Origin of the sequence: Micromonospora sp. CA-248260, assembly GCF_050942205.1 — a bacterium.
Classification (GTDB): domain Bacteria; phylum Actinomycetota; class Actinomycetes; order Mycobacteriales; family Micromonosporaceae; genus Micromonospora; species Micromonospora antibiotica.
Map to the genome: position 1 here is coordinate 3,595,346 of NZ_CP192021.1, position 19,405 is coordinate 3,614,750.

General features: G+C 67.9%; 18 protein-coding genes. 9 read left to right on the forward strand and 9 right to left on the reverse strand.

Features of this window, described 5'->3' with window-relative positions; all coding sequences use genetic code 11:
• Nucleotides 1–212 precede the first annotated feature (212 nt).
• Genes ACQP2H_RS15925 through ACQP2H_RS15940 form a run of 4 tightly spaced genes read left to right on the forward strand, consistent with a single transcriptional unit; the run spans nt 213 to nt 2,647 of the window.
• On the forward strand, nt 213–614 hold the full coding sequence (locus ACQP2H_RS15925; RefSeq protein ID WP_433233364.1) for a YbaB/EbfC family DNA-binding protein: 402 nt from the start codon (nt 213–215) through the stop codon (nt 612–614).
• On the forward strand, nt 601–921 hold the full coding sequence (locus ACQP2H_RS15930) for a type VII secretion target (RefSeq protein WP_433233366.1): 321 nt from the start codon (nt 601–603) through the stop codon (nt 919–921). The genes ACQP2H_RS15925 and ACQP2H_RS15930 overlap by 14 nt, the downstream gene beginning before the upstream one ends.
• Entirely contained in the window at nt 918–2,234 is a 1,317-nt protein-coding gene (locus ACQP2H_RS15935) for a WXG100 family type VII secretion target (protein ID WP_433233368.1), read from the forward strand. The genes ACQP2H_RS15930 and ACQP2H_RS15935 overlap by 4 nt, the downstream gene beginning before the upstream one ends.
• Nucleotides 2,231–2,647, forward strand: a complete 417-nt coding sequence (locus ACQP2H_RS15940) for a hypothetical protein (protein ID WP_433233370.1) — start codon at nt 2,231–2,233, stop codon at nt 2,645–2,647. Before ACQP2H_RS15935 ends, ACQP2H_RS15940 begins: the two co-directional genes overlap by 4 nt.
• Here ACQP2H_RS15940 and ACQP2H_RS15945 read toward each other — a convergent pair.
• The 6 genes from ACQP2H_RS15945 to ACQP2H_RS15970 form a co-directional block, all read right to left on the reverse strand.
• Complete coding sequence (locus ACQP2H_RS15945) at nt 2,636–3,508, reverse strand: hypothetical protein (RefSeq protein ID WP_433233372.1); 873 nt, start codon at nt 3,506–3,508, stop codon at nt 2,636–2,638. The genes ACQP2H_RS15940 and ACQP2H_RS15945 overlap by 12 nt on opposite strands.
• 152 nt (nt 3,509–3,660) lie before the next feature.
• A complete protein-coding gene (locus tag ACQP2H_RS15950) occupies nt 3,661–3,942 on the reverse strand; it encodes a hypothetical protein (protein WP_433233374.1) in 282 nt (93 codons plus the stop codon).
• Entirely contained in the window at nt 3,939–4,610 is a 672-nt protein-coding gene (locus ACQP2H_RS15955; protein ID WP_433233376.1) for a DUF6308 family protein, read from the reverse strand. Before ACQP2H_RS15955 ends, ACQP2H_RS15950 begins: the two co-directional genes overlap by 4 nt.
• A 16-nt stretch (nt 4,611–4,626) precedes the next feature.
• Nucleotides 4,627–6,777 (reverse strand): UvrD-helicase domain-containing protein, encoded by a 2,151-nt coding sequence (locus tag ACQP2H_RS15960; protein WP_433233378.1) that lies wholly within the window; start codon nt 6,775–6,777, stop codon nt 4,627–4,629.
• 34 nt (nt 6,778–6,811) lie between these two features.
• Nucleotides 6,812–9,346, reverse strand: a complete 2,535-nt coding sequence (locus ACQP2H_RS15965; protein WP_433233380.1) for a GmrSD restriction endonuclease domain-containing protein — start codon at nt 9,344–9,346, stop codon at nt 6,812–6,814.
• 97 nt (nt 9,347–9,443) lie between these two features.
• On the reverse strand, nt 9,444–9,827 hold the full coding sequence (locus tag ACQP2H_RS15970; protein WP_433233382.1) for a hypothetical protein: 384 nt from the start codon (nt 9,825–9,827) through the stop codon (nt 9,444–9,446).
• A gap of 115 nt (nt 9,828–9,942) precedes the next feature.
• On the opposite strand from ACQP2H_RS15970, the gene ACQP2H_RS15975 reads away from it, so the two are divergent.
• The 4 genes from ACQP2H_RS15975 (at nt 9,943) to ACQP2H_RS15990 (ending at nt 13,862) form a co-directional block, all read left to right on the forward strand.
• On the forward strand, nt 9,943–10,215 hold the full coding sequence (locus ACQP2H_RS15975) for a hypothetical protein (RefSeq protein ID WP_091240624.1): 273 nt from the start codon (nt 9,943–9,945) through the stop codon (nt 10,213–10,215).
• Complete coding sequence (locus ACQP2H_RS15980; protein WP_433233384.1) at nt 10,208–10,819, forward strand: DUF6879 family protein; 612 nt, start codon at nt 10,208–10,210, stop codon at nt 10,817–10,819. The genes ACQP2H_RS15975 and ACQP2H_RS15980 overlap by 8 nt, the downstream gene beginning before the upstream one ends.
• Before the next feature lies 1 nt (nt 10,820).
• Nucleotides 10,821–13,232 (forward strand): ATP-binding protein, encoded by a 2,412-nt coding sequence (locus ACQP2H_RS15985; protein WP_433233386.1) that lies wholly within the window; start codon nt 10,821–10,823, stop codon nt 13,230–13,232.
• Between the two features lie 114 nt (nt 13,233–13,346).
• On the forward strand, nt 13,347–13,862 hold the full coding sequence (locus ACQP2H_RS15990; protein WP_433233549.1) for a DUF1877 family protein: 516 nt from the start codon (nt 13,347–13,349) through the stop codon (nt 13,860–13,862).
• On the opposite strand, the gene ACQP2H_RS15995 is transcribed toward ACQP2H_RS15990, so the two are convergent.
• Nucleotides 13,843–14,748: a helix-turn-helix domain-containing protein gene (locus tag ACQP2H_RS15995; RefSeq protein ID WP_433233388.1), complete on the reverse strand. Its 906-nt coding sequence runs from the start codon at nt 14,746–14,748 to the stop codon at nt 13,843–13,845. The two genes, ACQP2H_RS15990 and ACQP2H_RS15995, sit on opposite strands and share 20 nt — an antisense overlap.
• Nucleotides 14,749–15,136: 388 nt before the next feature.
• Between ACQP2H_RS15995 and ACQP2H_RS16000 the strand changes: the two genes are divergently transcribed.
• Entirely contained in the window at nt 15,137–15,370 is a 234-nt protein-coding gene (locus ACQP2H_RS16000) for a GntR family transcriptional regulator (protein ID WP_433233390.1), read from the forward strand.
• A 218-nt stretch (nt 15,371–15,588) separates the two neighbouring features.
• On the opposite strand, the gene ACQP2H_RS16005 is transcribed toward ACQP2H_RS16000, so the two are convergent.
• Nucleotides 15,589–17,442 (reverse strand): UvrD-helicase domain-containing protein, encoded by a 1,854-nt coding sequence (locus ACQP2H_RS16005; protein ID WP_433233392.1) that lies wholly within the window; start codon nt 17,440–17,442, stop codon nt 15,589–15,591.
• Nucleotides 17,439–19,367: an ATP-dependent nuclease gene (locus ACQP2H_RS16010; RefSeq protein ID WP_433233394.1), complete on the reverse strand. Its 1,929-nt coding sequence runs from the start codon at nt 19,365–19,367 to the stop codon at nt 17,439–17,441. The genes ACQP2H_RS16005 and ACQP2H_RS16010 overlap by 4 nt, the downstream gene beginning before the upstream one ends.
• Nucleotides 19,368–19,405: the final 38 nt, after the last annotated feature.

Below are 19,405 nucleotides of genomic sequence, written 5' to 3' on the forward strand. Positions count from 1 at the left end.
ACAACCCTCGGAAGGTCGCGCCACAGTCGGGAAGCCGACTCGACACCCCGCGCCGCGGCCGGCCGCCGCGGCCGTCCGCCGCGGCCGATTCCGACGGGACACTGCCTTGCGTAACCGGTTGGTACGGTGTCGGTGATCGCGGTCCGCCGTCCACCGAGGCGTCCCGGCCCGACCGGGCGTGGCGTCGGTGGCTGTCCCCTGGGGAGGGTGGGATGTGGGCGGATGAGGCGGCCCTGGACGCGGCGGCCCGCCGGCTCGACGGGTGGGAGTCGTCGTTCACCGACCGGGCGGAGCGGGCGAAGCACCTCGCGGCACAGGTGCAGGCCCTGACCGGCACCGCCCGCAGCCCCGACCGGACCATCGAGGTCACCGTCGACCCCACCGGCCTGCTGATCGACCTGCGGCTGGACGAACAGACCCGGCAGCACTCCGCCGCCCACACCGCCCGGCAGATCCTGGCGACCACCCGCGCCGCCCGCACTGACCTGCTGCGGCAGCTCGCCGAGGCCACCACCCGGGTCCTCGGTGCCGACGACCCGACCGCCCAGGCGATCATCGAGTCGCACCGGCAGCGGCTCGCCCCCGGTCAGGGCCCGCCGGATGCCCACCGGTGACGGCATCCAGGTCGACCCGGACGACCTGACCGCGCACGCCGCCCACCTGGACCGCTGCGCCGACAGCCTCGACACCGCCCGCCAGGCCGGCCACCACGTCCGGCTCGACGCCGACGCGTACGGGCAACTCTGCGCGATCATGCCGACGCTACTCACTGGCCTCCAACGGACCCTGGTCGACGGCGTCGGCACCGCCGCCGGGTCGGTCCGGGACACCGCCGGGAAGCTCCGGTCCGGCGCCGACGGCTACCGGGCCGCCGACGCCCGCGCCGCAGAAGTGCTCGACCGGTTACGGGACCGGCGGTGACCGGCAACCCGCTGGTCGCCACGCCATCGGACGCCGGGCCCAGCGCGTGGGCCGGGATCTGGATCTGCGAGGACATCGAACTCGTCGCCCAGGGCGTCCGCACCGGCAGCTGGATCGACGGCAGCCTCGGCGTGGTCAGCGCCGGCCTGGACGCCCTCGCCCTCGTCTCCGACCCGGTCGGCGCGCTGCTCCAGTACGGCATCGCCTGGCTCATCGCACACATCAAACCCCTCAGCGAGGCCCTGGACTGGCTCGCCGGTGACCCCGCCCAGATCACCGCACACGCCCAGACCTGGCGCAACGTCGCCGTCTCGCTCCGCGCGGACGCCGCCGAGCTGACCCACGCGGTCCGCACCGAGGTCGCCGGCTGGGGCGGCGACGCCGGACCCGCCTACCGGGCCTGGGCCGCCGAGCAGCACCGGGCGATCACCGGCCTCGCCCGGGGCGCCGACACCCTCGCCGCCGCCACCGAGGGCGCCGCCGGCCTGGTCGCCGCCGTTCGGCTCCTCGTCCGCGACGCCATCGCCGCCTGCGTCTCCCGCCTCATCGTGTACGCGGGCGAACTGCTCGTCACCGGCGGGCTCGCCACACCGCTGGTGGTGGAGCAGGTGACCACGCTGGTGGGATCGTGGGCGGCGCGGATCGCCCGGTTGCTGCGTGGCCTGTTGGCCAGTCTGCGACGGTTGCTGCCGGAGCTGCGCCGACTCGGCGACCTCATCGACCAACTCAAGCAGGCGCTCCACCGGCTCGCTCGGATCGGCCCGAACGACCGGATGGGCACACGCCGCGACTGGGCTGATCCACGGGCCCGGCCGATGAGCCCGAAGGAGCGACCGGATTCCTATCTCCCCGCCGGTGATCCGGTCTACCACACCGACCATTCCACAGTCGTCGGGTACGACGCCCGGACGATGCGGAACAGGCAGAAGTCCCTGCCTCTCGACGGGCACCACGACGTCGTCGTCCACGGCACCGACAAGGGCTACTTCATCCCCGGTAAGCTCTCGTCGGAGGGGGCGGACATGGACGGGAACCCGACCAGCGCAGCACAGATCGCTACGGCGCTCAGGGACAATCCGGCTTACGACGGGGGACCGGTGCGGCTGGTGTCCTGCTACTCGGGCTCGATCGATTCCGAGGTGATAAACGCCGTTCCGCTCGGGCAACAGGTCGCTGACGCGCTTGGCGTGACCGTGGTCGCGCCGACAAAGCGAGTCGGCACCGAACGGTGGGCGGCCGAACCCGAGCCGCCGGTTGTCGAAGCCGGCGGCATCTGGAGGGTCTTCGAGCCGCGACCAGAGGGCCGTCGATGAAGACGGCCGGCTTCTTCCGAGAACTCGGCCCGGACCCGGTCTCGGTCTACACCGAGAGCATCCGTACCCACCTGGCTCCACACCCGCTCCCCGACGCCGATCGGGTAGTCCAGTATCTGCGCGACGGACACGGCCTGATCGACGTGATGGGCGCGGAGATGGACGTCCTGGGTAGTGGCCGGCACCTTGTCGGCGGAGCCTCCGTGATGACGGACGGGGAGTGGCTGTGGCGCGACGATCTGCGGTTCTACGTGGCGACCTACCACGCACGCCTTCCTGAAGGCTTCTTGGCCACCATTCGGGCGAGTGATTATCACGTTCCTGAACTGCGGGTCGAGGATCTTCGCGCGGCGGGGAAGGAAGCGATGCAAATCCTCGGTTACCACCGACCTCCCACCCCGTCACTTCATTGATGGCGAGCCTGACGAGGCCGGTTGAGCCTTCCCGGACGTTCCGCCGGCAGCGTTCGTGAACCGGATGGTCACGTCGCTGCCGTCGCGGAGGTAGTCGGCGAGCCGGATCCGTACGCCGGCCCGGACCACCTCGGTGCCCGCGCCGAACGACTCCGGCATCCGCCGGGTACGCCACCAGCGCAGTGACTCCCCCGCTGCCCGCTTCTGCCGCTTGAGGACGGCTTCCGCCGCGATGACGTCGGCGTGCCGACCCTCGACGACCTCCACCAGTTGGGCACCCGCACGCAGGTGTTGCCGTACCCGGCTCGCTCCGCCAACGCCGAACTTCAGCAATCCGCGATGCCGCACCAGATATAGCAGGTACGGCGTGTCGCGGAGCGCGGCGAAGGTACGGTCATCGGGCTCGGGTGGGCACTGGGCACAACTGCGGTCGCGGACCCGTTGCCACGAGTCGCAGCGCAGGTGCAGACCCCAGGTGCCGTGCGAGAAGGGAGCCTGCCGTTCGCCGTACCACGGTAGGCCGTGGACGTCGCCGGCCAGGTCGGCCCAGCCGTCGCGGCGGTGCCGGTCGAGTTCCGCGCCGAGGGCGATCGCGGCCTGGAACTCGGCGGCGGCCCGGGTGGGGATGGTGTCGGTGTCGGCCAGGCCGGCGAAGCGGCGTACCTGGTCCGCGAGTCCGGTTTCGTCCGGCGACCGGGTCAGCAGGCGTGCACCGGCGGCGAGGCTGAGGCCGGCGGACCGCTCGTCCAGACAAATGTGACACCGGGTTCGCCAACCGGTGCGGCAGACGCGGAGACTTCCGCAGGTGCGGCACCGGTAGAGGTCGACGCTGCGGTCCGGCAGCAGACCGAGCGGTTGCATCTGGTCGGCGACCAGGTCCGCGCACGGTCGGCAGTGGCCGAACCAGGCGGTGTCCGGGCCCCGCTGGCGGGTGTTCGCCCGGCCCTCGACGGTATCGCCGCAGTTGACGCAGATACACCCCGTAGGCCGGCTGGGCCTGGGCTTACGCGTCGTCATGTGTCGGTGCCGGCGGAGCGACGGCTGTGGGTCCGGTGGGCGCGCGCCGCCTTCGCCTGCGGCGTTCCGCCCTGGCCACCCTCTGTCCAGGAGACCTCGCTGTACTGGTCCCAGCGGGCGTCGAGCTTGGCCGCATCGCTCTGCTCGTCCGGCGTGACGGTGCAGTAGTCGCAGCCGATCGCCCGCATCTGCATCCACACCGCGTTGACGATGTCGGCGTACTGATCTGGTCCCACGCCCCGGAGGCGTACCGTGAACTGCCGCTCGTCCTGGCTCACGGCAGGCGGATTCCGGTGCAGGGGCTGCTGTGCGCGGGGCGGTGCCGCATCCAGAAGACCACGTCGAGGACGCGCAGCAGGCTCACCGTCTCGGGCAGGCCAGCCTTCTCGTGCAGTGCGCGCAGCCGCTGCCCCAACGCGCCGTCCTCCTCGCGGAGCCTGCCGTGCAGCCACTCCCAAAAATCGGTGCCGGTGCGATAGGCGCAGGACACCACCGCGTCGTACACCGGCACCAGCTTCGGACGCTTGCGGGCGAGCAGCTTGCCGGCGATGACCCACCCGATGCCGTCCGCGTCGCGCAGCGCCCGCCACGCGGTGTCCGCAGCACCGCCCGCCACCACCAGGGGGTACGCCTCGTCGGCGCCCAGCGCGACGTCGACCGGAATCTTCGCCAGCTCGGCGGCGATCCGTTCACCGAGCGCCCCCTGCAACAGGTCGAGCGCGCTCCGGGGCGGCACCCGTACATCGAGCAGGTCCACCGCGACGAGGTCTTCGGCGGTGATGGTTCCGGCCGTCTCGGGGCGGTTGCCGCCGCCACCGAGGTGTTCGAACTGGCCACCGGTGAACGCCGCGTCGCCGGTGGCCAGATAGTAACGTCGCAGGTCGGAGACCGACCGGGGGTCGTCGAGCACGGCCAGCATCTCGGCGAGAGTCAGGGGCTGGGGCACACTTCTCCTTCGGGGTCTAACGGTCAGTGGCGGCGAACGTCAGGTACGGGCTGGGTGTTCCGCTCCACGACGCATAGAGGTCCTCGCGGGCACGGGTGCTGGCGACGAAGAGCAGACAGCGTTCCCGGAGCAGGTCGTTGTCGTGTTGCACCTGGTCCACCTCGGCCGGCGTGACTTCCTTGGCGAAGGGGATCGTCTTGGCGTTGACACCCACCATCGCCACACAGCGGAACTCCAGGCCCTTCATGGCGTGCATGGTGGCGAGCCGTACCCCGTCCACGTCCGCGCCCGGCTGGTCCCGTACCCAGGCGGTGGGGATGCCGGCGGCGGTCAGCTCGTCGTGCATGCCGCGCAGCGTGGTGGTGAACCGGGCGCAGACGGCGATCTCGCCGGGCCGGACGCCCTGCCCCAGCCACTCCCCCACCCGCTGTGCCAACGCCGCCCCCTCGGCCTGCGGCGTCGGGTGTCCCTGCGCCTGCGGTCGCCTGCCGTGCAACAGCGACCGGTAGCCGGTGAGGTTGTCCTCGCCGTCGCCGCCGAGTGCGTCGACCCGTGCACCGACGAGCACCTGGGCCGCCCAGGCGAGGATCTCCTCGGTGCTGCGGTAGTTGATGCGCAGCCGGCTGCTGCGCCCGGTGACGCTGATGCCGAGCGAGCCGAGCGACACCCGGGAGTCGTAGATCCGCTGGTGCGGGTCGCCGGTGATGAACAGGTCGTCCGGTCCGGGCGGCACGGCGGCGCGCAGCACCCGCCACTGCGCGGGGTGCAGGTCCTGCGCCTCGTCGACCACCACGTGGTCGAAACCGTGGGTGGCCGGGTCTGCGTCGGCGAGCAGGTCCGCGGCCCGTGCGCAGATCTGCAGGTACGTGGCGGAGCCTGCGGCGGTCAGCTCCGCGTGGAACATTTCGACGGCCTCCCACAGCCGGTCCCGCTGCCGGGTGCCCAACGCCGAGCCCCGCCCACGCCGGCTGGCCGCGCGGTACCCGTCCCGGCTGCGCACGTCGTGGGCGAGGATCACGTGCCGGTACTCCTGGGCGAGGAACTGTTCGGTCCAGGGCAGGGCCAGCCGGCGGCAGACCCGCCGCCACACCTGCCGCTCGTCGGGGTCACCGACCGGGGTCGGCACCCGGCCGGCAAGGGCGCGCACGGTGCGGTTGGCGAAGGCGTTCACCGTGGTCACCTCCACCCGCGACAGTTGCTTCTCGTCGTCGAGCAGCAGCGCCAGGTGCTCCCGGAGGGTCGCGGCCAGGGCATTGGTGTACGTGGTGAGTAACACCCGGTTGTCGGGCGTACGGGCCAGCAGGTGCTTGACCCGGTGCAGCGCCGCCACCGTCTTGCCGGTGCCCGGCCCCCCGGTCACCTGGGCCGGCCCGCCGTAGGACACCCGGTAGGCGACGCGGCGCTGCGAGGGGTGCAGGAAGACCCGCCAGGCGGCGAACGGCTTGTCCAGGATCTCGGCCAGTTCGTCGGGCCGGGTGACCAGGGTGATCCGGTTGGTGGTGTTGGCGATCGCCATCGCCAGACTCTCGCTCGGTTCGTCCGGCGCGTCGACGGGGCGGCGTTGGGCGACCAGGTCGCGGTAGACCTCGTCCGGGGTGAACCCCTCGGCGAGGTGCTGCAACACCTCGAACTGGTCTTCGGGCAGCAGCGTCCCGAACGCCTCCAACTGTGGCTTGTCGATGATCGTGCGGACGGCCCGTAGCACCTGGTCGTCGATGCCGAGGTGCCGCAGCGCCGTGTCCGAGTGCTTGGCGAACAGCAACGTCGGCACCTGCGCCGCCGCCTTCTCCAACGCCGGGGTGAGCTGCTCGATGGCGACCACGTTGCGGACCTCCAGCGCCCGCGTCGCGGTGTTGACGGTGTAGAGCCGCTTCGCCGCCCAGGTGTACGCGCCGTCGTGCGGCACGACGTTGAGCAGCAGGAACGTGTCGCTGCCGTCGTCGGGGGCGAGCACCACCCCACGCCAGAAGTCGTTGATCCGGATGGTCCGCATGCGCGGGTCCCGGGCGTTGTTGACCGACTCCAGGTGCAGTCCCTTGTCGGCGTGCAGCTCGGCGATGGTGAGTTGCTGGAACTTCTCCATCGCCTTGCGTACGCCGGCCCTGACGGGCTTCTCCAGGACGTCGAAGCTGTGCCAGAAGCTGTTGGCGAAGGCGAGCTGCGGCACGGACGGGACCTCCGGGGCGGGGGATGCGGATCGTCTAGACCAGGTCGGTTTCGTCGGGGGTACTGATCTGTGCCTGGTCGTAGAACCAGCGCAGATGGTCGAGCAGTGCGTCCCGGGCCTCGGCATCGGCGAGGACCGTCAACGGGAAGTTCGGCCGCAGGGCGAGCTTGGCGGCGGCGATCTCGACACCCGGCAACTGGTTCAACCGCTGCCGCAGTTCCTCCCGCAGGGTCACGCCGTCGAACGGCGTCCGGATGCTGAGGTGCTGGAAGACCACCTCGCACTTCCCGCTGGGATAGAACGTCACCGGCCAGATGTTGCCGTACTCGTGTTCCTTCCCCCGGGCCAGCAGGAAGCAGGAGGTCTCGTCGCCGTTGCCGTAGCCCAACAGGCCACCCATGGTGGTCCACGCGTCGAGCACGACGGCGGTGGCCGTGGCGACCGCCGGCCCCTGGGACGCGGTGAGCTGTTCCATGAAGCGCGCAGCGTGGTCGGCTTCGCTGTGCGCGCGGGATCGCGGCTCGGGCAGGTCGGGCGGCGTCACCCCGGCGAGCTGCGCCAACTCCTCGACGGTGATGCGCTGGGCCTGGTCGGCGCGACCGTACTGGTCGAACGTCACGCCCTCGGCGCGCAGCACGTCACGCGGGTCGTCGCTGCGGCCGGGTTCGAGCCACCGGAAGTTGCCCGCGACGATCCCACCGGCCTGGAGCACCCGGTGGGCGTTCAGGGTCGGATGGTTGGCCAGCCGGTTCCCCACGGGTTGCGGTGCCGTGCCGATCAGGGCGGCCAGGTCACCGTAGGTGGTCCACGCCCCGGCCGGCAGCTCGGCGAGGGCCTTCGCCAGCACGTCCCAGGGCACCTCGGACTCGTTGCCGGTCTCCTCGGTGGGGCCGGGCCAGATGGTGACGATCCGGTCGGCGAGGGCGTCGGCCCGCGCCAGGATCTCCGAGCGACCCCACCGCTGCCGGTCGGCGATGTCCCGGCTCAACTGGACACCGCTCTTCGCCAGGGCGAACCGCTTGACGGCGAACGGCTTGTTGCTCAGCTCGGAGTTGTAGCCGGTGAGGGTCAGGTTCCCCAGGGTGTGCACGAGCGCATCGTGCGCATCGTCGGGGGTCTCGTCCGCGTCGAGGTCGGCGGCGAGCATCCGCCGCCACTCGTCGCTGAGGGCCTGCGGCAGCACGTGTTCGATGGTCAGCTTCTCCAGCGCCACCGGCTCCTTGCTGTCGTGGGACTCCTCCAACCAGCGCAGCACCAGGCTGCGCTGGTTGGCCCGGCCGTTGAGATAGAACGGGATGGTCCGCACCAGGGCGCGCAGGCTCGCATCGGCGGCCCAGTGCTTGCGGCCCGTCGACAGGTATTTCCGCACCGCCTCGTGGACCGGCAGGTCCTGGTCCATCTCGGTGACCACGGCGAGCAGGATGCGGTTGATGTTCATGGTGCTCCGGCCGATCAGCAGCCGCCGGACGAAGAAGCTCTCCAGGTACAACATCGCGGAGGCGATCTGCGCGGAGGTCGCCGTGCCACGGTCCCGTCGGTCGAGCAGGTGCAGCAGCACCGGGTAGACGGTGGTGGTGCCCCACGCGCTGAGCCGCTCCAACCGCTGCCGTACGCCCGGGTCCTGCTCCTCGGCGGGGTGCAGGATCACCCGCAGCAGCGCGCCGAGCCGGCTGAACCGTTGCACCTCGGCCTCGACGTCCGCTTCGGTGCGGAGCTTTTCGAGCCGGGCCTGCTGGGACGAGTACGTGTCGGTCTGCTTGACCTTCGGGTCACGGTGGACCAGGTCGAGCCAGAAGAGCAGGACCAGCTCCGTCGGGGTGAACCGCTGCTGCAGCGGCAACCAGAGCGACTCGTAGACGGCCTGCCCCCGGTGGGGCAGTCGCATGAAGATGTAGTTGCGCAGCAGGTCGGCCTGGGTGAGCGTCAGCCCGGTGTTGTTCAGCGACTCGAAGATCCGGTAGACGTTGTCACCGGGCTTGGCGGTGATCGCCACCAGCGCCAGGCCGGTGACGACGGCACTCTCGATCTGCTCGATGGCGATCGGCTCCTCGGCGGTGCCGAGGGTGGTCAGCGCCTTGGCGAAGAACTGGTACGCCCGCCCCACCGGGTTGTCTCCGCCGACGTGCGGCGTCGACTTCACGCAGGCCGTGTAGGCGTCCCGGTCGGCCTGGGTGGGGACCAGCTTCAACCAGCGCTGCTCCTCGAACGGGTTGGTCAGGTACTGCTGATCGAGCCGGAGCCGGTGTTTCGGGCTCTCGTGCTCGGCCCGGTGGTCGCGGATGGCGCAGAGCAGGATGGTCAGGGTGGTGAGCCGCTGCTGGCCGTCCACCACCAGGTACTCGGCGACGCCGACCGGACCCATGGCTGGGCTGGGCGCGAGCACCAGCGAGCCGATGAAGTGGGTGGCGGCCGGGTGGTCGGCCCGGTCCCTGGCGAGCTGGCAGACGTCGTCCCAGATCCGGGCGAACTGAAGCTCGGTCCACGAATAGGTCCGCTGGTAGAGCGGCACGAGGTATTGCCTCGTGCCCTCCAGCAGACCCTGCAACGTGGTTTCGTGCGCCGCGACCATTCCGCCCCCGTCCCTTTCGGACCCACCCTGAGCCGGCAAGACAACCAGACCGAGGACCGACGGGGCAAACACGGATCTCCGCGATCTGTGCGTGCCGTCAGCCGCCGAAGGAGATGCCACCGCGGATGTCACGCGCCTGCACGACCGGACCGCTGACGTCACCGGAGACCGAGTTCACCACCCCGTCCGCACTGGCGGCGAGGGTCGCCTCCACCCTCGCCCACAGGTTGTGGAACTCAGCGGCGAAGCCCGGGTCGCGGCTCGCTTCGTCGGCCAGAACCGCAGCCAGCAGGCGGGTTGCCGCAGGCGAGGGCACTTCGAACGCACCCTCGATCGCTGCCCTCGCCGCCGGCTCGCGCCGGAAACGCTCGCGAAGAAAAGTGACCAGGGAGCCCACCGCTTCCCGGCTGCCCTGGGCCAGTTGGGTGGTGCCCCAGGTGACGAGTGTCGTGACGGCGGTGAGCATGATGGGATCCGTCATCCGGTTCTCCTCGAATGCGCTTTGCGTCGGAAACACGACAGCCGGCAGAGCGACGAAGGCGGCCGAATCGATAATACGGTCGACGTTCCATTCGTGATCCCACCTGGAGGTTTGTATGAGTGGGAACCGTTGGCAGGCGGACACCTCCGCCGAGCTCACGCGACGCTGGGGAAAGTCGTCGCACGAGTTGGGCAACACCTCCGGCGACGGGAGCTGCCCGGACATCTGGGAATTGAGCAACGGAGACATCGCGATGATCGGGCAGGACGCCACCGAGGAATACCTCGGCCGGCTGCCCGACGGGGTGTCGATCGACCCGGGCGAGCGACTGGTCATCGTTCCCCGCTCCACCGTCATCGCCGCGAAGGTGGACATTCCCGATGCATGACCTTCTCGGCGGCGATCCCGGCGAGCGGCTCGACCTGGCGGAATACTGGGCGGACTTCGAGGACCGGTTCTGGAAGACGGCCGCGCCGGGGTTCTGGAAGTTGGAACGGCAACAGTCCTTCAAGGAGCCCGGTGACGAGGGTTGGCGGGCCTTCGCCGAGGGCCGCTGGGCGGACTCGCTGCGCATCCTGGAAAGTCGCCGCCAGGAGTTCGCCGGCTACTACCGCCGGGTCGCCGAGAGCGGCTTCGCCACCCGACGGGTACGGGTAGTCGACGAGCCCCTCACGCCGTACCTCCAGTGGGAGTTGCATGTGCTGCGGCTGCGCCACGAGTACGGCGGCCTGGCCCGGGTGGTGGACCCGGCCCGGGTCGCCACCGCCGAGACAACGGGCGTGCTGCCGGAGATCTACACCCTCGGCACCGAGGTCATGTACGAGGCGGTCTACGACGCCGACGGGGTGTTGGCGGCGGCCCGCCGCTGGCGCGACCCGGAGGTGGTGGCGCGCTGCCAGGCGTTCATCGAGTCGCTCTACCGCGACGGCGAGCCGCTCGACGGGTTCTTCGCCCGCGCGGTGGCGCCGCTGGAGCCACCCCGGATCGAATGACGTGAGTGAGCGGGACGGGCAGGAGCCGACGCCCCGCCATGTCAACCGGTCGGAGCTGAGTGGCCCCGCCGATCTGGTCCAGGCCCGGGACGTCTACGGCGGGGTGCACTTCCACGGCGACGGCGTCGAGCGCGAACTGCCGCCCCAGCAGCTCCCCGGCGACGTACGCGGTTTCGTCAACCGGGTCGCGGAGCTGCGCGCCCTCGATCGGCTCACCGGTGACGACGATGCCCGGGTGACCCTCTCGGTGATCACGGGTACCGCCGGGGTGGGCAAGACCTCCCTCGCCCTGCGGTGGGCGCACCGCGCCCGGCACCGCTTCCCCGACGGGCAGCTCTACGCCAACCTGCGCGGGTACGACCCGGGCGAGCCGACCCGGCCGGAGGTGGTGCTCGACCGGTTCCTGCGGGCGCTCGGTGTGCCGCCCGCCGCTGTTCCCGCCGACCCGGAGGACCGCGAGGCCCTGTACCGGTCCCGGTTGGCCGACCGGCGGGTGCTGCTGGTCCTCGACAACGCCGCCACCGCCCGACAGGTGCGTCCACTCCTGCCCGGCTCGGACACCTGCCTGACGATCGTCACCAGCCGGAGCATGCTCTCCGGTCTCGTCACCCGCGACGGCGGTCGCCGGCTCACCCTGCCGATGCTGACCGAGGACGACGCGGTCGCGCTGCTGCACGGCGTCACCGCCGACCACCGTGCTGGCGACGACCCCGCCGAACTGGTCGAGTTGGCGCGGCTCTGCGCCCGCCTGCCGCTCGCGCTGCGGATCGCCGCCGAACGGGCCGCGAGCCGCCCGTTCATGCCGCTCGGTGACCTGATCCAGGATCTGCGGGACGAGTCGGCGCTGTGGGACGCGCTCACCGCCGAGGACGACGAGGAGGCCGACGCGGTGCGTACGGTCTTCGCCTGGTCCTACCGGGGGCTGGGCACCACGGCAGCCCGGCTGTTCCGGCTGCTCGGGCTGCATCCCGGGCCGGACGTGAGCGTGCCGGCCGCCGCCGCGCTGGCCGGGGTGCCGGCCGCCGAGGTACGCCAGCCACTGGACGCGCTCGTCACCGCGCACCTGGTGGAGCAGCACGCGCCTGCGCGCTACCACCTGCACGACCTGTTGCGCGCGTACGCCGTCGACCAGGTCAGGCAGTTCGAGGGCGAGGAGGATCGGCGGCACGCGCTGCGCCGCGTACTGGAGTGGTATCTGCACTCGGCGGACGCCGCGCTGGCGCAGAGCTTGCCGTTCAATCGCACCGTGGCGCTGGATCCACCGGCCGGCGTCGTGCCGCTGGCTTTCGCCGGCCCGGCCGAGGCGGACGCCTGGTTCGACGTCGAACGCGACAACCTGGTCGCCGCCACCCGGACCGCCGCCGAGGCCGACGCGCCGCGTGTGGCCTGGCAGCTCGCCGCGATCCTGCGCAGCGTCTTCATGCACCGCAACGCCTTCGACGGTTGGTTCACCACCGCGCGGATCGGGTTGGCGGCGGCCCGCTCGCTCGGCGACCGACGCGGCGAGGCGGAGGCGTTGGAAAGTCTCGGCAAGGCCCACTTCCAGGCGCGTCAGCTCAACGAGGCGGCCGAGCACCACCGGGCCGCGCTGGCGATCCGGCGCGACATCGGCGACGAGCACGGCACGGCGGTGTCGGTGAACGCGCTCGGCCTGCTGGGGCTGCGGCACCGCCGCCTCACCGACGCGCTCGCCCACTTCACTGACGCGCTCGCCCGGTTCGAGCGGCTGGGGAACCGGCGCTGGCAGGCCCTGCTGCTCAGCAACCTCGCCGAGACCCGCTACGAACTCGGGGAGCCGGCGCGGGCCGTCGAGCTGCTCGACCGGGCGCTCGCCGTGCAGCGGGAAATCGCCGACCGAGGGCAGGAGGGCAACTCGCTGTTCTTCCTCAGCATGGCGCTGCGCGAACTCGGGCGGATCGGGGAAGCCGAGGCCGCCATCGAACGGGCGCTCGCCATCGCCGAGGACGCCGGCAGCCCGGTGTGGCTGGCGCACTGGCTGGTCGAGCAGGCCCGGGTGCTGCGCGCGTCGGGGCGGCCGGCGGAGGCGCTGGAGGCGGTGCACCGGGCGGCCATGATCCAGCGGCGGTTGGGCGATCGCAGCCGCGAGGCGATGGCGCTCGACGGTGCGGGCGAAGCGTACCGGGAGTCGGGCCGGGCGGAGGAGGCCATCGCGTTCCACCTGCGGGCGGCGGCCACCCACCGAGGACTCGGCGACTCCTGGCAGTTGGCGGTCACCCTGGCGAACCTGGCCGCCGCCCTGGTCGAGGCGGGCCGCGCCGAGGAGGCGGAGCCGCCGCGACGGGAGGCACGGGACCTACTCGCCAGGTTCGACGACGCCCGCGCCGCCACCCTGCATGATCGCCTCGACGCCGCCGGAGACGGTCGGCTCAACCCCGGTCCAGCCAGCGACTGATCTTGGTTTGATGCCCGGGAGTCGCAGGCACCGCCGAACAGTGGATCAGCGGATTTCGCTGGCCCGCGCCCTGAGGAACTGTCGGTTCCCGCGTCTACGCTGCCGCGCGTGAGCATGAACGGGAACTGGATGCGGGTCAGTCCGGCCGAGTTGGCGCGCGCGAAAGACGACCTGGACTGGGCATACGACCTCGTGCGCGCCGCCATGGACGGCGAGGACGATCGCATTGGCGGCACCGGCAAGGCGTGGCACGCCTTCGATTTCCTCCTCGACCGACTCGGCATCGAGCTGCCGATCGTGGTCGGTGCGGAGACGTTCGTCGAGACGCCGGAAGCGGACCCCAATGACGACGAGTACGTCGAGGACCTGGCGCACGACTGGGGGTACGGGTCGCCCCGCTATCTCACGGCGGAGCAGGTCGCGGCGGCCGACGCGCTGCTGGGTGCGCTCACCGAACAGGACCTCAGTCGCGGCGTCGACCAGGCCGAGCTCGAGCGCGCCGACATCTATCCGATGGTCTGGGACAGGCCGGACCAGCTGTCGTGGGTGACCCACCACCTCCCCTACGCACAGCGGTTCTTCGCGGCGGCCGCCACGGACGGCGACGCCGTCATCTGCTGGCTCGACTGACCCACTCAGCTTGGTGGACCTCCTCGATAATTTTGGTGATGAGTCGTCGGGACTGCTCTTCGTCGAGGGCGAGGGTGTCGAGGCTGGCCCAGATCTTCTCGTAGGCGGCCAACTCCGCCGGACGGTCGAGGTAGAGCGCACCGGTCAACGACTCCCGGTAGACGACCGGGGGTTCGGATTCGATGCGGCTGCCGGGCGGGAAGTCCAGCAGCACGAACGCTCCGGCGATGGCACCGGCGTGCAGCCCGGCGGCGAGCGGCGCCACCCGGATCGTCACGTGCGGCAACCGTCCCACCGTCAGCAGGTGCCGGAGCTGCTCGGCCATCGTCGCCGCCCCGCCGACGACCCGCAACAGCACCGCCTCGGAGAGCATCACGTCGAGGCGGGGCGGTGGGGGCAGCCGCCGCGACAGTAGGTCCTGCCGGCGTAGCCGGGCCTCGACCAGGCAGTCCCTTTCGTCACCGGTGCCAGCCACGCGGTGCTGGCACACCTCGGTCGCGTACTCCCGGGTTTGCAGGAGGGCGGGGACCAGAGCGGTGGCGTGCTCGCGGAGCCGGGTCGCGGTGGCTTCCAGGCCGGCGTACAGGTCGTACCAGCGGGGGATGCTGCCGCCGTAGGAGTGCCACCAACCCTTCGCCCGCGTCTCGCCGGCCAGGGCGGTCAGCGCGTCGGCCAGCGGACGCCGCACGCCGTACAGCTCACACATCAGCCGTACGTCGAGCCCATGCACCGCGCCGGCGCCGCCCTCGATCCGCCACACCTTCTGCCGACTCCACCGCAACGCCTCCGCCGCGCCGTCGAGGGTCATCAGCGCCTCGGTCCGCAGCTCCCGCAACGCCCGCCCGAGCTGCCGGCGCGGCACCGTCGACCCCACATCCTCAGCCATCGGAGCCCCTCCCCGCACGCTGCCGACCGGCCGACTCCGCCCGGTAACGGTCCGCACGCTGGTTCGACCCAAGCGCCGCCCGCCGCTGCTCAGGCCGCTCGTAGACGATCGCGCCGTCGCACCGCGACGTCTCCACCCCATCGGGTACGACGCCCTCGACCGTCTCCCGCCGCCAGCACTCCGACACGTCCCCAGCCGGCACCACCTGCCCGGTCAGGTCGACCGCGACCCTCCCCGGCCGCAAGAACCACTTCCACCGCCTACCCATGCCGCTTCCCTCCGTGATCTGCTCGCCAGCAAGTTTACAACTAAACACGTCAAACAAGCTATAGACTTTAAACAAGGCATAGGTTGCACGACGTGAAGCCGGCTGTGATGGAGTCGGCCCATGGTGCAGTACGTGCCGCTGTGGCGAAGGATCCGGCAGGACATTTTGGACAGGATCGATGCCGGGCTCCTGAAGCCCGGCGACAAGCTGCCCACGACGAAAGAGCTTGCCGATCAGTACGACACTTCGGGCGTGACCGTAAGGAAGGCCATCGAGATCCTGATCGAGGCAGGCGTCCTGGAAGGCCGGCAAGGCATCGGCGTGTTCGTCGCTGATGTCGCAGGGCGAAACTGATGGTAAGCCCTCGAATCTGACTCAAGAATGCTCCCCATGCGGGCTCCACAGGCCCATCTGCTTCCTTGCATAACAGTGGCGCGGACGTGGCCCGCCGAAGTCCCGAATATCCTGACCACACCCTGCCAAAGAGTCGATGGACAAATATCTCCGAGAGTCGCCCGCTTGCCGAATCTAGCTCGCCGCTGGCAGGGACTACGAGTCTTGAATTCGGCGTCCTAGCTCGAACGTCGAAGCTGCGAACGAACCATTTGAGCGAACGGCGACACTCCGTAGCGGTTCGATAAACCTCGTGAACTAAGCCAATGATCGCCCTCTACAAGGATCACGGCCTGTCTCGCACGTGTTAGACCAACATAGAAAGCCCGGCGAAGTTGTTCGAAGTCGCCTGCAGGAACAGGCACCCATTCACGAGTGAGATCATTCCAGCGGCGTCGCGGCATCACGCCGTCTATTAGGCCGGGAAGTATGACGAAGTCCCATTCACGGCCCTTTGCGGCGTGATAGGTCGTCAAGGTTATCTTACCAACGCGCAAAGCACCTGCGATATCACCAACGCACAACCGGTTACCTGCGGCTATATCCAGTAGAGACTCTACCGCGTGGCGGTCGCGTTTAAGGGGACTACGGGAGGCGAGATTGTCAAGACCGAGCACCGCATTGAGTTGACTAATCCATGGAGCTAAAGCCGCATCGGTTCTCACAGTGTGCAAGGCCGCAGCCACCAGCCGGACCGCTGGCCGGCGCAGCGGTGACGACTGGCCGAGACCCTCATGCAGGACTCTATAGGTCGATGCCAGTTGGCGGATTGTCGGCACGACAGAAGTACGGGTAATATCAGGAGTGCCGACTGGCTGCGGACCGGCGATCGCCCGAGCAGCACACTGGCGAATGAACTCTACGAATTCCCCACCAGGAAGCCGTTGATCGTTCTCATGAACGTACTCATAGATACTATCGTCAAGGGCTGTAATGAGCTCATCAAGAAGCGCGCCCTTGCCCGGATAAAGCACAGCTATTCGATGCTCCTCGACATCATTGGCGACAAGTTCATCGATTTTCATGACAGTCATCTCGGCATGTTCGCCGATTGCACCACTAACTGAGACTAGCTCTACGACGCCGGGGTCAGTACGAAGCGGATTAGCGTGATAGGCTCGGCTGCCGTTAATTGCCGCCTGACTAGCGGCGATAATTGCGGAACCGCATCGGTAGTTGATATTTAGGCTCACATTTAGAAAATCACGCCTTGAAGCTAACTCAATTAGAAATTCAGGGTCAGCACCTGCAAATCCCATAATGGCTTGGTCCGGATCTCCAAATGCAGCGACTTCGAGGCCACCTTGTTCACGCAGGTGAAGGACAATCTGGTGTAACACTGGCCCAAGATCTTGATACTCGTCGACGATCAACATCGGAAATTGCGAAGCCAGCAGTTGTGTGATTCGAGGATTACGACGCAAAAGGGCAAATGCCTCCGAAATCATAAGATCGAAGTCATACAGGCTCCGATCGCGCATACGCTGTTCCATTTTCAAGGCAGCCCGCACCAGTGGGTCGCGGTCATCCTCCGTAATGCCCGCAGCCATACGTCGCCGAATCCTACAAATCTCGGTCTTTTCGAATCTGGCAAGCGATCCGGGGGTAGCCTCATCGAGGCACTGCTGCAAGAGAACCACCCACTCGACACTCTTGTCGTCGATGACATGGCCTATGCCGGGCGGCACCATACCGACAAGCGGCCCAAAGGGACGCAAGATTCGTTGTAGGCACCAGCCATGCAAGGTGCCAGCAGCAATCCTCGCACCGCCATCCACCTCAAGCACGTCGAGTCGATGTACGATCTCCTGGGCAGCGTGCCGGGTATACGTAATGGCAGCCAGCCCACGACGGGGCGGGATCAACGACTCGAGTGTATAGGCAGCCTTCGCCACGAGAGTTCTTGTCTTACCTGATCCAGGTCCAGCCTGGACAACCACGCTACCTGGATGAATCGCTGCTACGAGTTGAGATTCATTAAGTGCAGCGAGTTCTTCTTCCAGGCGACGTGGCAGCCCCGTAGGAATGCTCACTCCTCGCTCTCTCCCTCATTAAGAATCTGCAAAATACTATAACCTCGAACCATCCAAGAGATACGGTCTATGGCAGCGAGAACATAGCCGTAACTCCCCACCGAGAGCAGTAACTCGGCCGTGTCAACCATGTTGATCTTGCCGGTCAATTTAAAGTCGACCAGCAGCGACTGCGTGTCGCTTTCCTGAATATGCATAGCAAGCCGCTGGCTGTACCGACCCTTGCTAACCGACTTGATTCGCCTCAATATATCATTTCGATCTACCTGGCCTGCGCTCCCGCTCTGGAAAGACTTCGCAGCCGCCGTAAACTGCTTCACTAGATCATCAGATTCCTCGAGTTCTTCATACGCGGAGATCATCTGGCCAGCCAGGAGTGGCGCCAGATCACATTCCAATGTGTGTACTCCAACGAAGACATCGATCTTCATCGCCGCCAAGCGCGCATTGGTCGTGTCTCCAGTGCTACCTGCCGCCAAAGCAGCATTCGCGTTCGCCGTAAGCTCGTCTCTAAGCTCGGGCCGCTGCGCAAGCTTTGCCGCTCGAAACAGGCCCGCCGCAACATACTTATCCCGAGAGATGGGGTCGCCGTCGGTAACGATTACATGGGGAAGATTGAGAGCATTCTGGCCTAGCATTCGACGGTATGGGCCAAAGTTTGTGCCAGAGATATCTGCGACCACGACACCGTAGGCGTCGAGATTAAAGCCGAGCGCTGAAGCCAGCGCCGGCAACAAATATGTTTCGGACGGCCCTTCAACTAAGATCGTAGCCGAGCAAAACAGCACCTCGGCTCGGTTAGCATCAAGATAGCGCTCCAGATCGGCGGACTCGGCTGCGGTCAATTTTGCCTCGCCAGCACAGGCCGCAATAGTGCCACCAGAGCTAGCTTGCAACAGAATAATTGATTCGAGCCTGGCTACTGCAGCAATGTGTGGACTATGGGTAGTGACCACGAGGGAGGTTTCATTATTCAACAAGTAACGGAAGAGTTGACGCTGCAGGATCGGGTGAAGATGGGCCTCAGGTTCCTCTACCGCGAGGAGCGCCGCAACCAAGATATCGCGCTCTTTTCGCGATGCAAGCCTCTCGAGCAGCAACCCAAGATACATCACGTTCGCATTTCCGGTGGACGTTTCTCCAACGCTGCGAGTCTGCTTTTCATCAACGAAAAGCCGTATCGACCGAAGAAGCCGGTCCGGGATGCTCGAGGCAAACCCGAGCGTGGGCGTCACATCTAGACGAGGTCCGGCCATATTGACCAACCGACTTCCCAGATCTTCTGCGACAGCCGTGATTGCGGGATCAGCGGCTAGAGCACCCATTACCCCGCTCACACCCTTAGCCGCCGCTTCCAGTGCCGACCGTGATGGGCTGCGAGCCTCCAGCAAATCCTGCAGCGGCGAGCCTCGCCATCGCGACAACTCAGTGACAGCGTCCCGGAGTGGCGGAAGCACAGTCAGCGACACATCATCGCTGAACCGGCGCGGGGCGTCTTCCTCACTCAGGCCTCCAAAGATTCTGCACTCGTAGTCGTCGCGGTCGAGTGGTTCGGCCGTGACACCAATCCCCAGACGGGGTCGGAACACATAGGTCAGACGGGCGGTTAGCGGATCCAGGTTGACGAAGCAGCCATCGCACGTTCCGTCTTCGCCGACGCTTTCGTCAATGTCCACCAGGTCAACTTCGATGCGCACTTCAATGCCATCCGCAAGGGACTTACCGCTAAAATCACAAATATCATCGGCGCGCAACTTACGTGCACTATTCGGCAGATCAGGATCGAGGATCAACCGAAGCGCATACAATAGGTTAGACTTCCCTACACCGTTCTCGCCGACGATGACAGCATTCGGAGGGAAAGGATCGACCACCAGGTCGCGGAAGTTTCGAAAGTTCTTGATCGCAAGTCTACCGATACGCAAGCCGAACCTCCAGTGGGATGTATGAGGGGAACGCGCAG

Coding starts and splice junctions, on each gene's coding strand:
- ACQP2H_RS15990 (WP_433233549.1), top strand. CDS start 13,347: ATGAACGGGAACTGGATGCGGGTCAGTCCGGCCGAGTTGGCGCGCGCG.
- ACQP2H_RS15925 (WP_433233364.1), top strand. CDS start 213: ATGTGGGCGGATGAGGCGGCCCTGGACGCGGCGGCCCGCCGGCTCGAC.
- ACQP2H_RS15945 (WP_433233372.1), bottom strand. CDS start 3,508: ATGCAACCGCTCGGTCTGCTGCCGGACCGCAGCGTCGACCTCTACCGG.
- ACQP2H_RS15930 (WP_433233366.1), top strand. CDS start 601: ATGCCCACCGGTGACGGCATCCAGGTCGACCCGGACGACCTGACCGCG.
- ACQP2H_RS15970 (WP_433233382.1), bottom strand. CDS start 9,827: ATGACGGATCCCATCATGCTCACCGCCGTCACGACACTCGTCACCTGG.
- ACQP2H_RS15975 (WP_091240624.1), top strand. CDS start 9,943: ATGAGTGGGAACCGTTGGCAGGCGGACACCTCCGCCGAGCTCACGCGA.
- ACQP2H_RS16000 (WP_433233390.1), top strand. CDS start 15,137: ATGGTGCAGTACGTGCCGCTGTGGCGAAGGATCCGGCAGGACATTTTG.
- ACQP2H_RS15965 (WP_433233380.1), bottom strand. CDS start 9,346: ATGGTCGCGGCGCACGAAACCACGTTGCAGGGTCTGCTGGAGGGCACG.
- ACQP2H_RS15980 (WP_433233384.1), top strand. CDS start 10,208: ATGCATGACCTTCTCGGCGGCGATCCCGGCGAGCGGCTCGACCTGGCG.
- ACQP2H_RS15995 (WP_433233388.1), bottom strand. CDS start 14,748: ATGGCTGAGGATGTGGGGTCGACGGTGCCGCGCCGGCAGCTCGGGCGG.
- ACQP2H_RS15940 (WP_433233370.1), top strand. CDS start 2,231: ATGAAGACGGCCGGCTTCTTCCGAGAACTCGGCCCGGACCCGGTCTCG.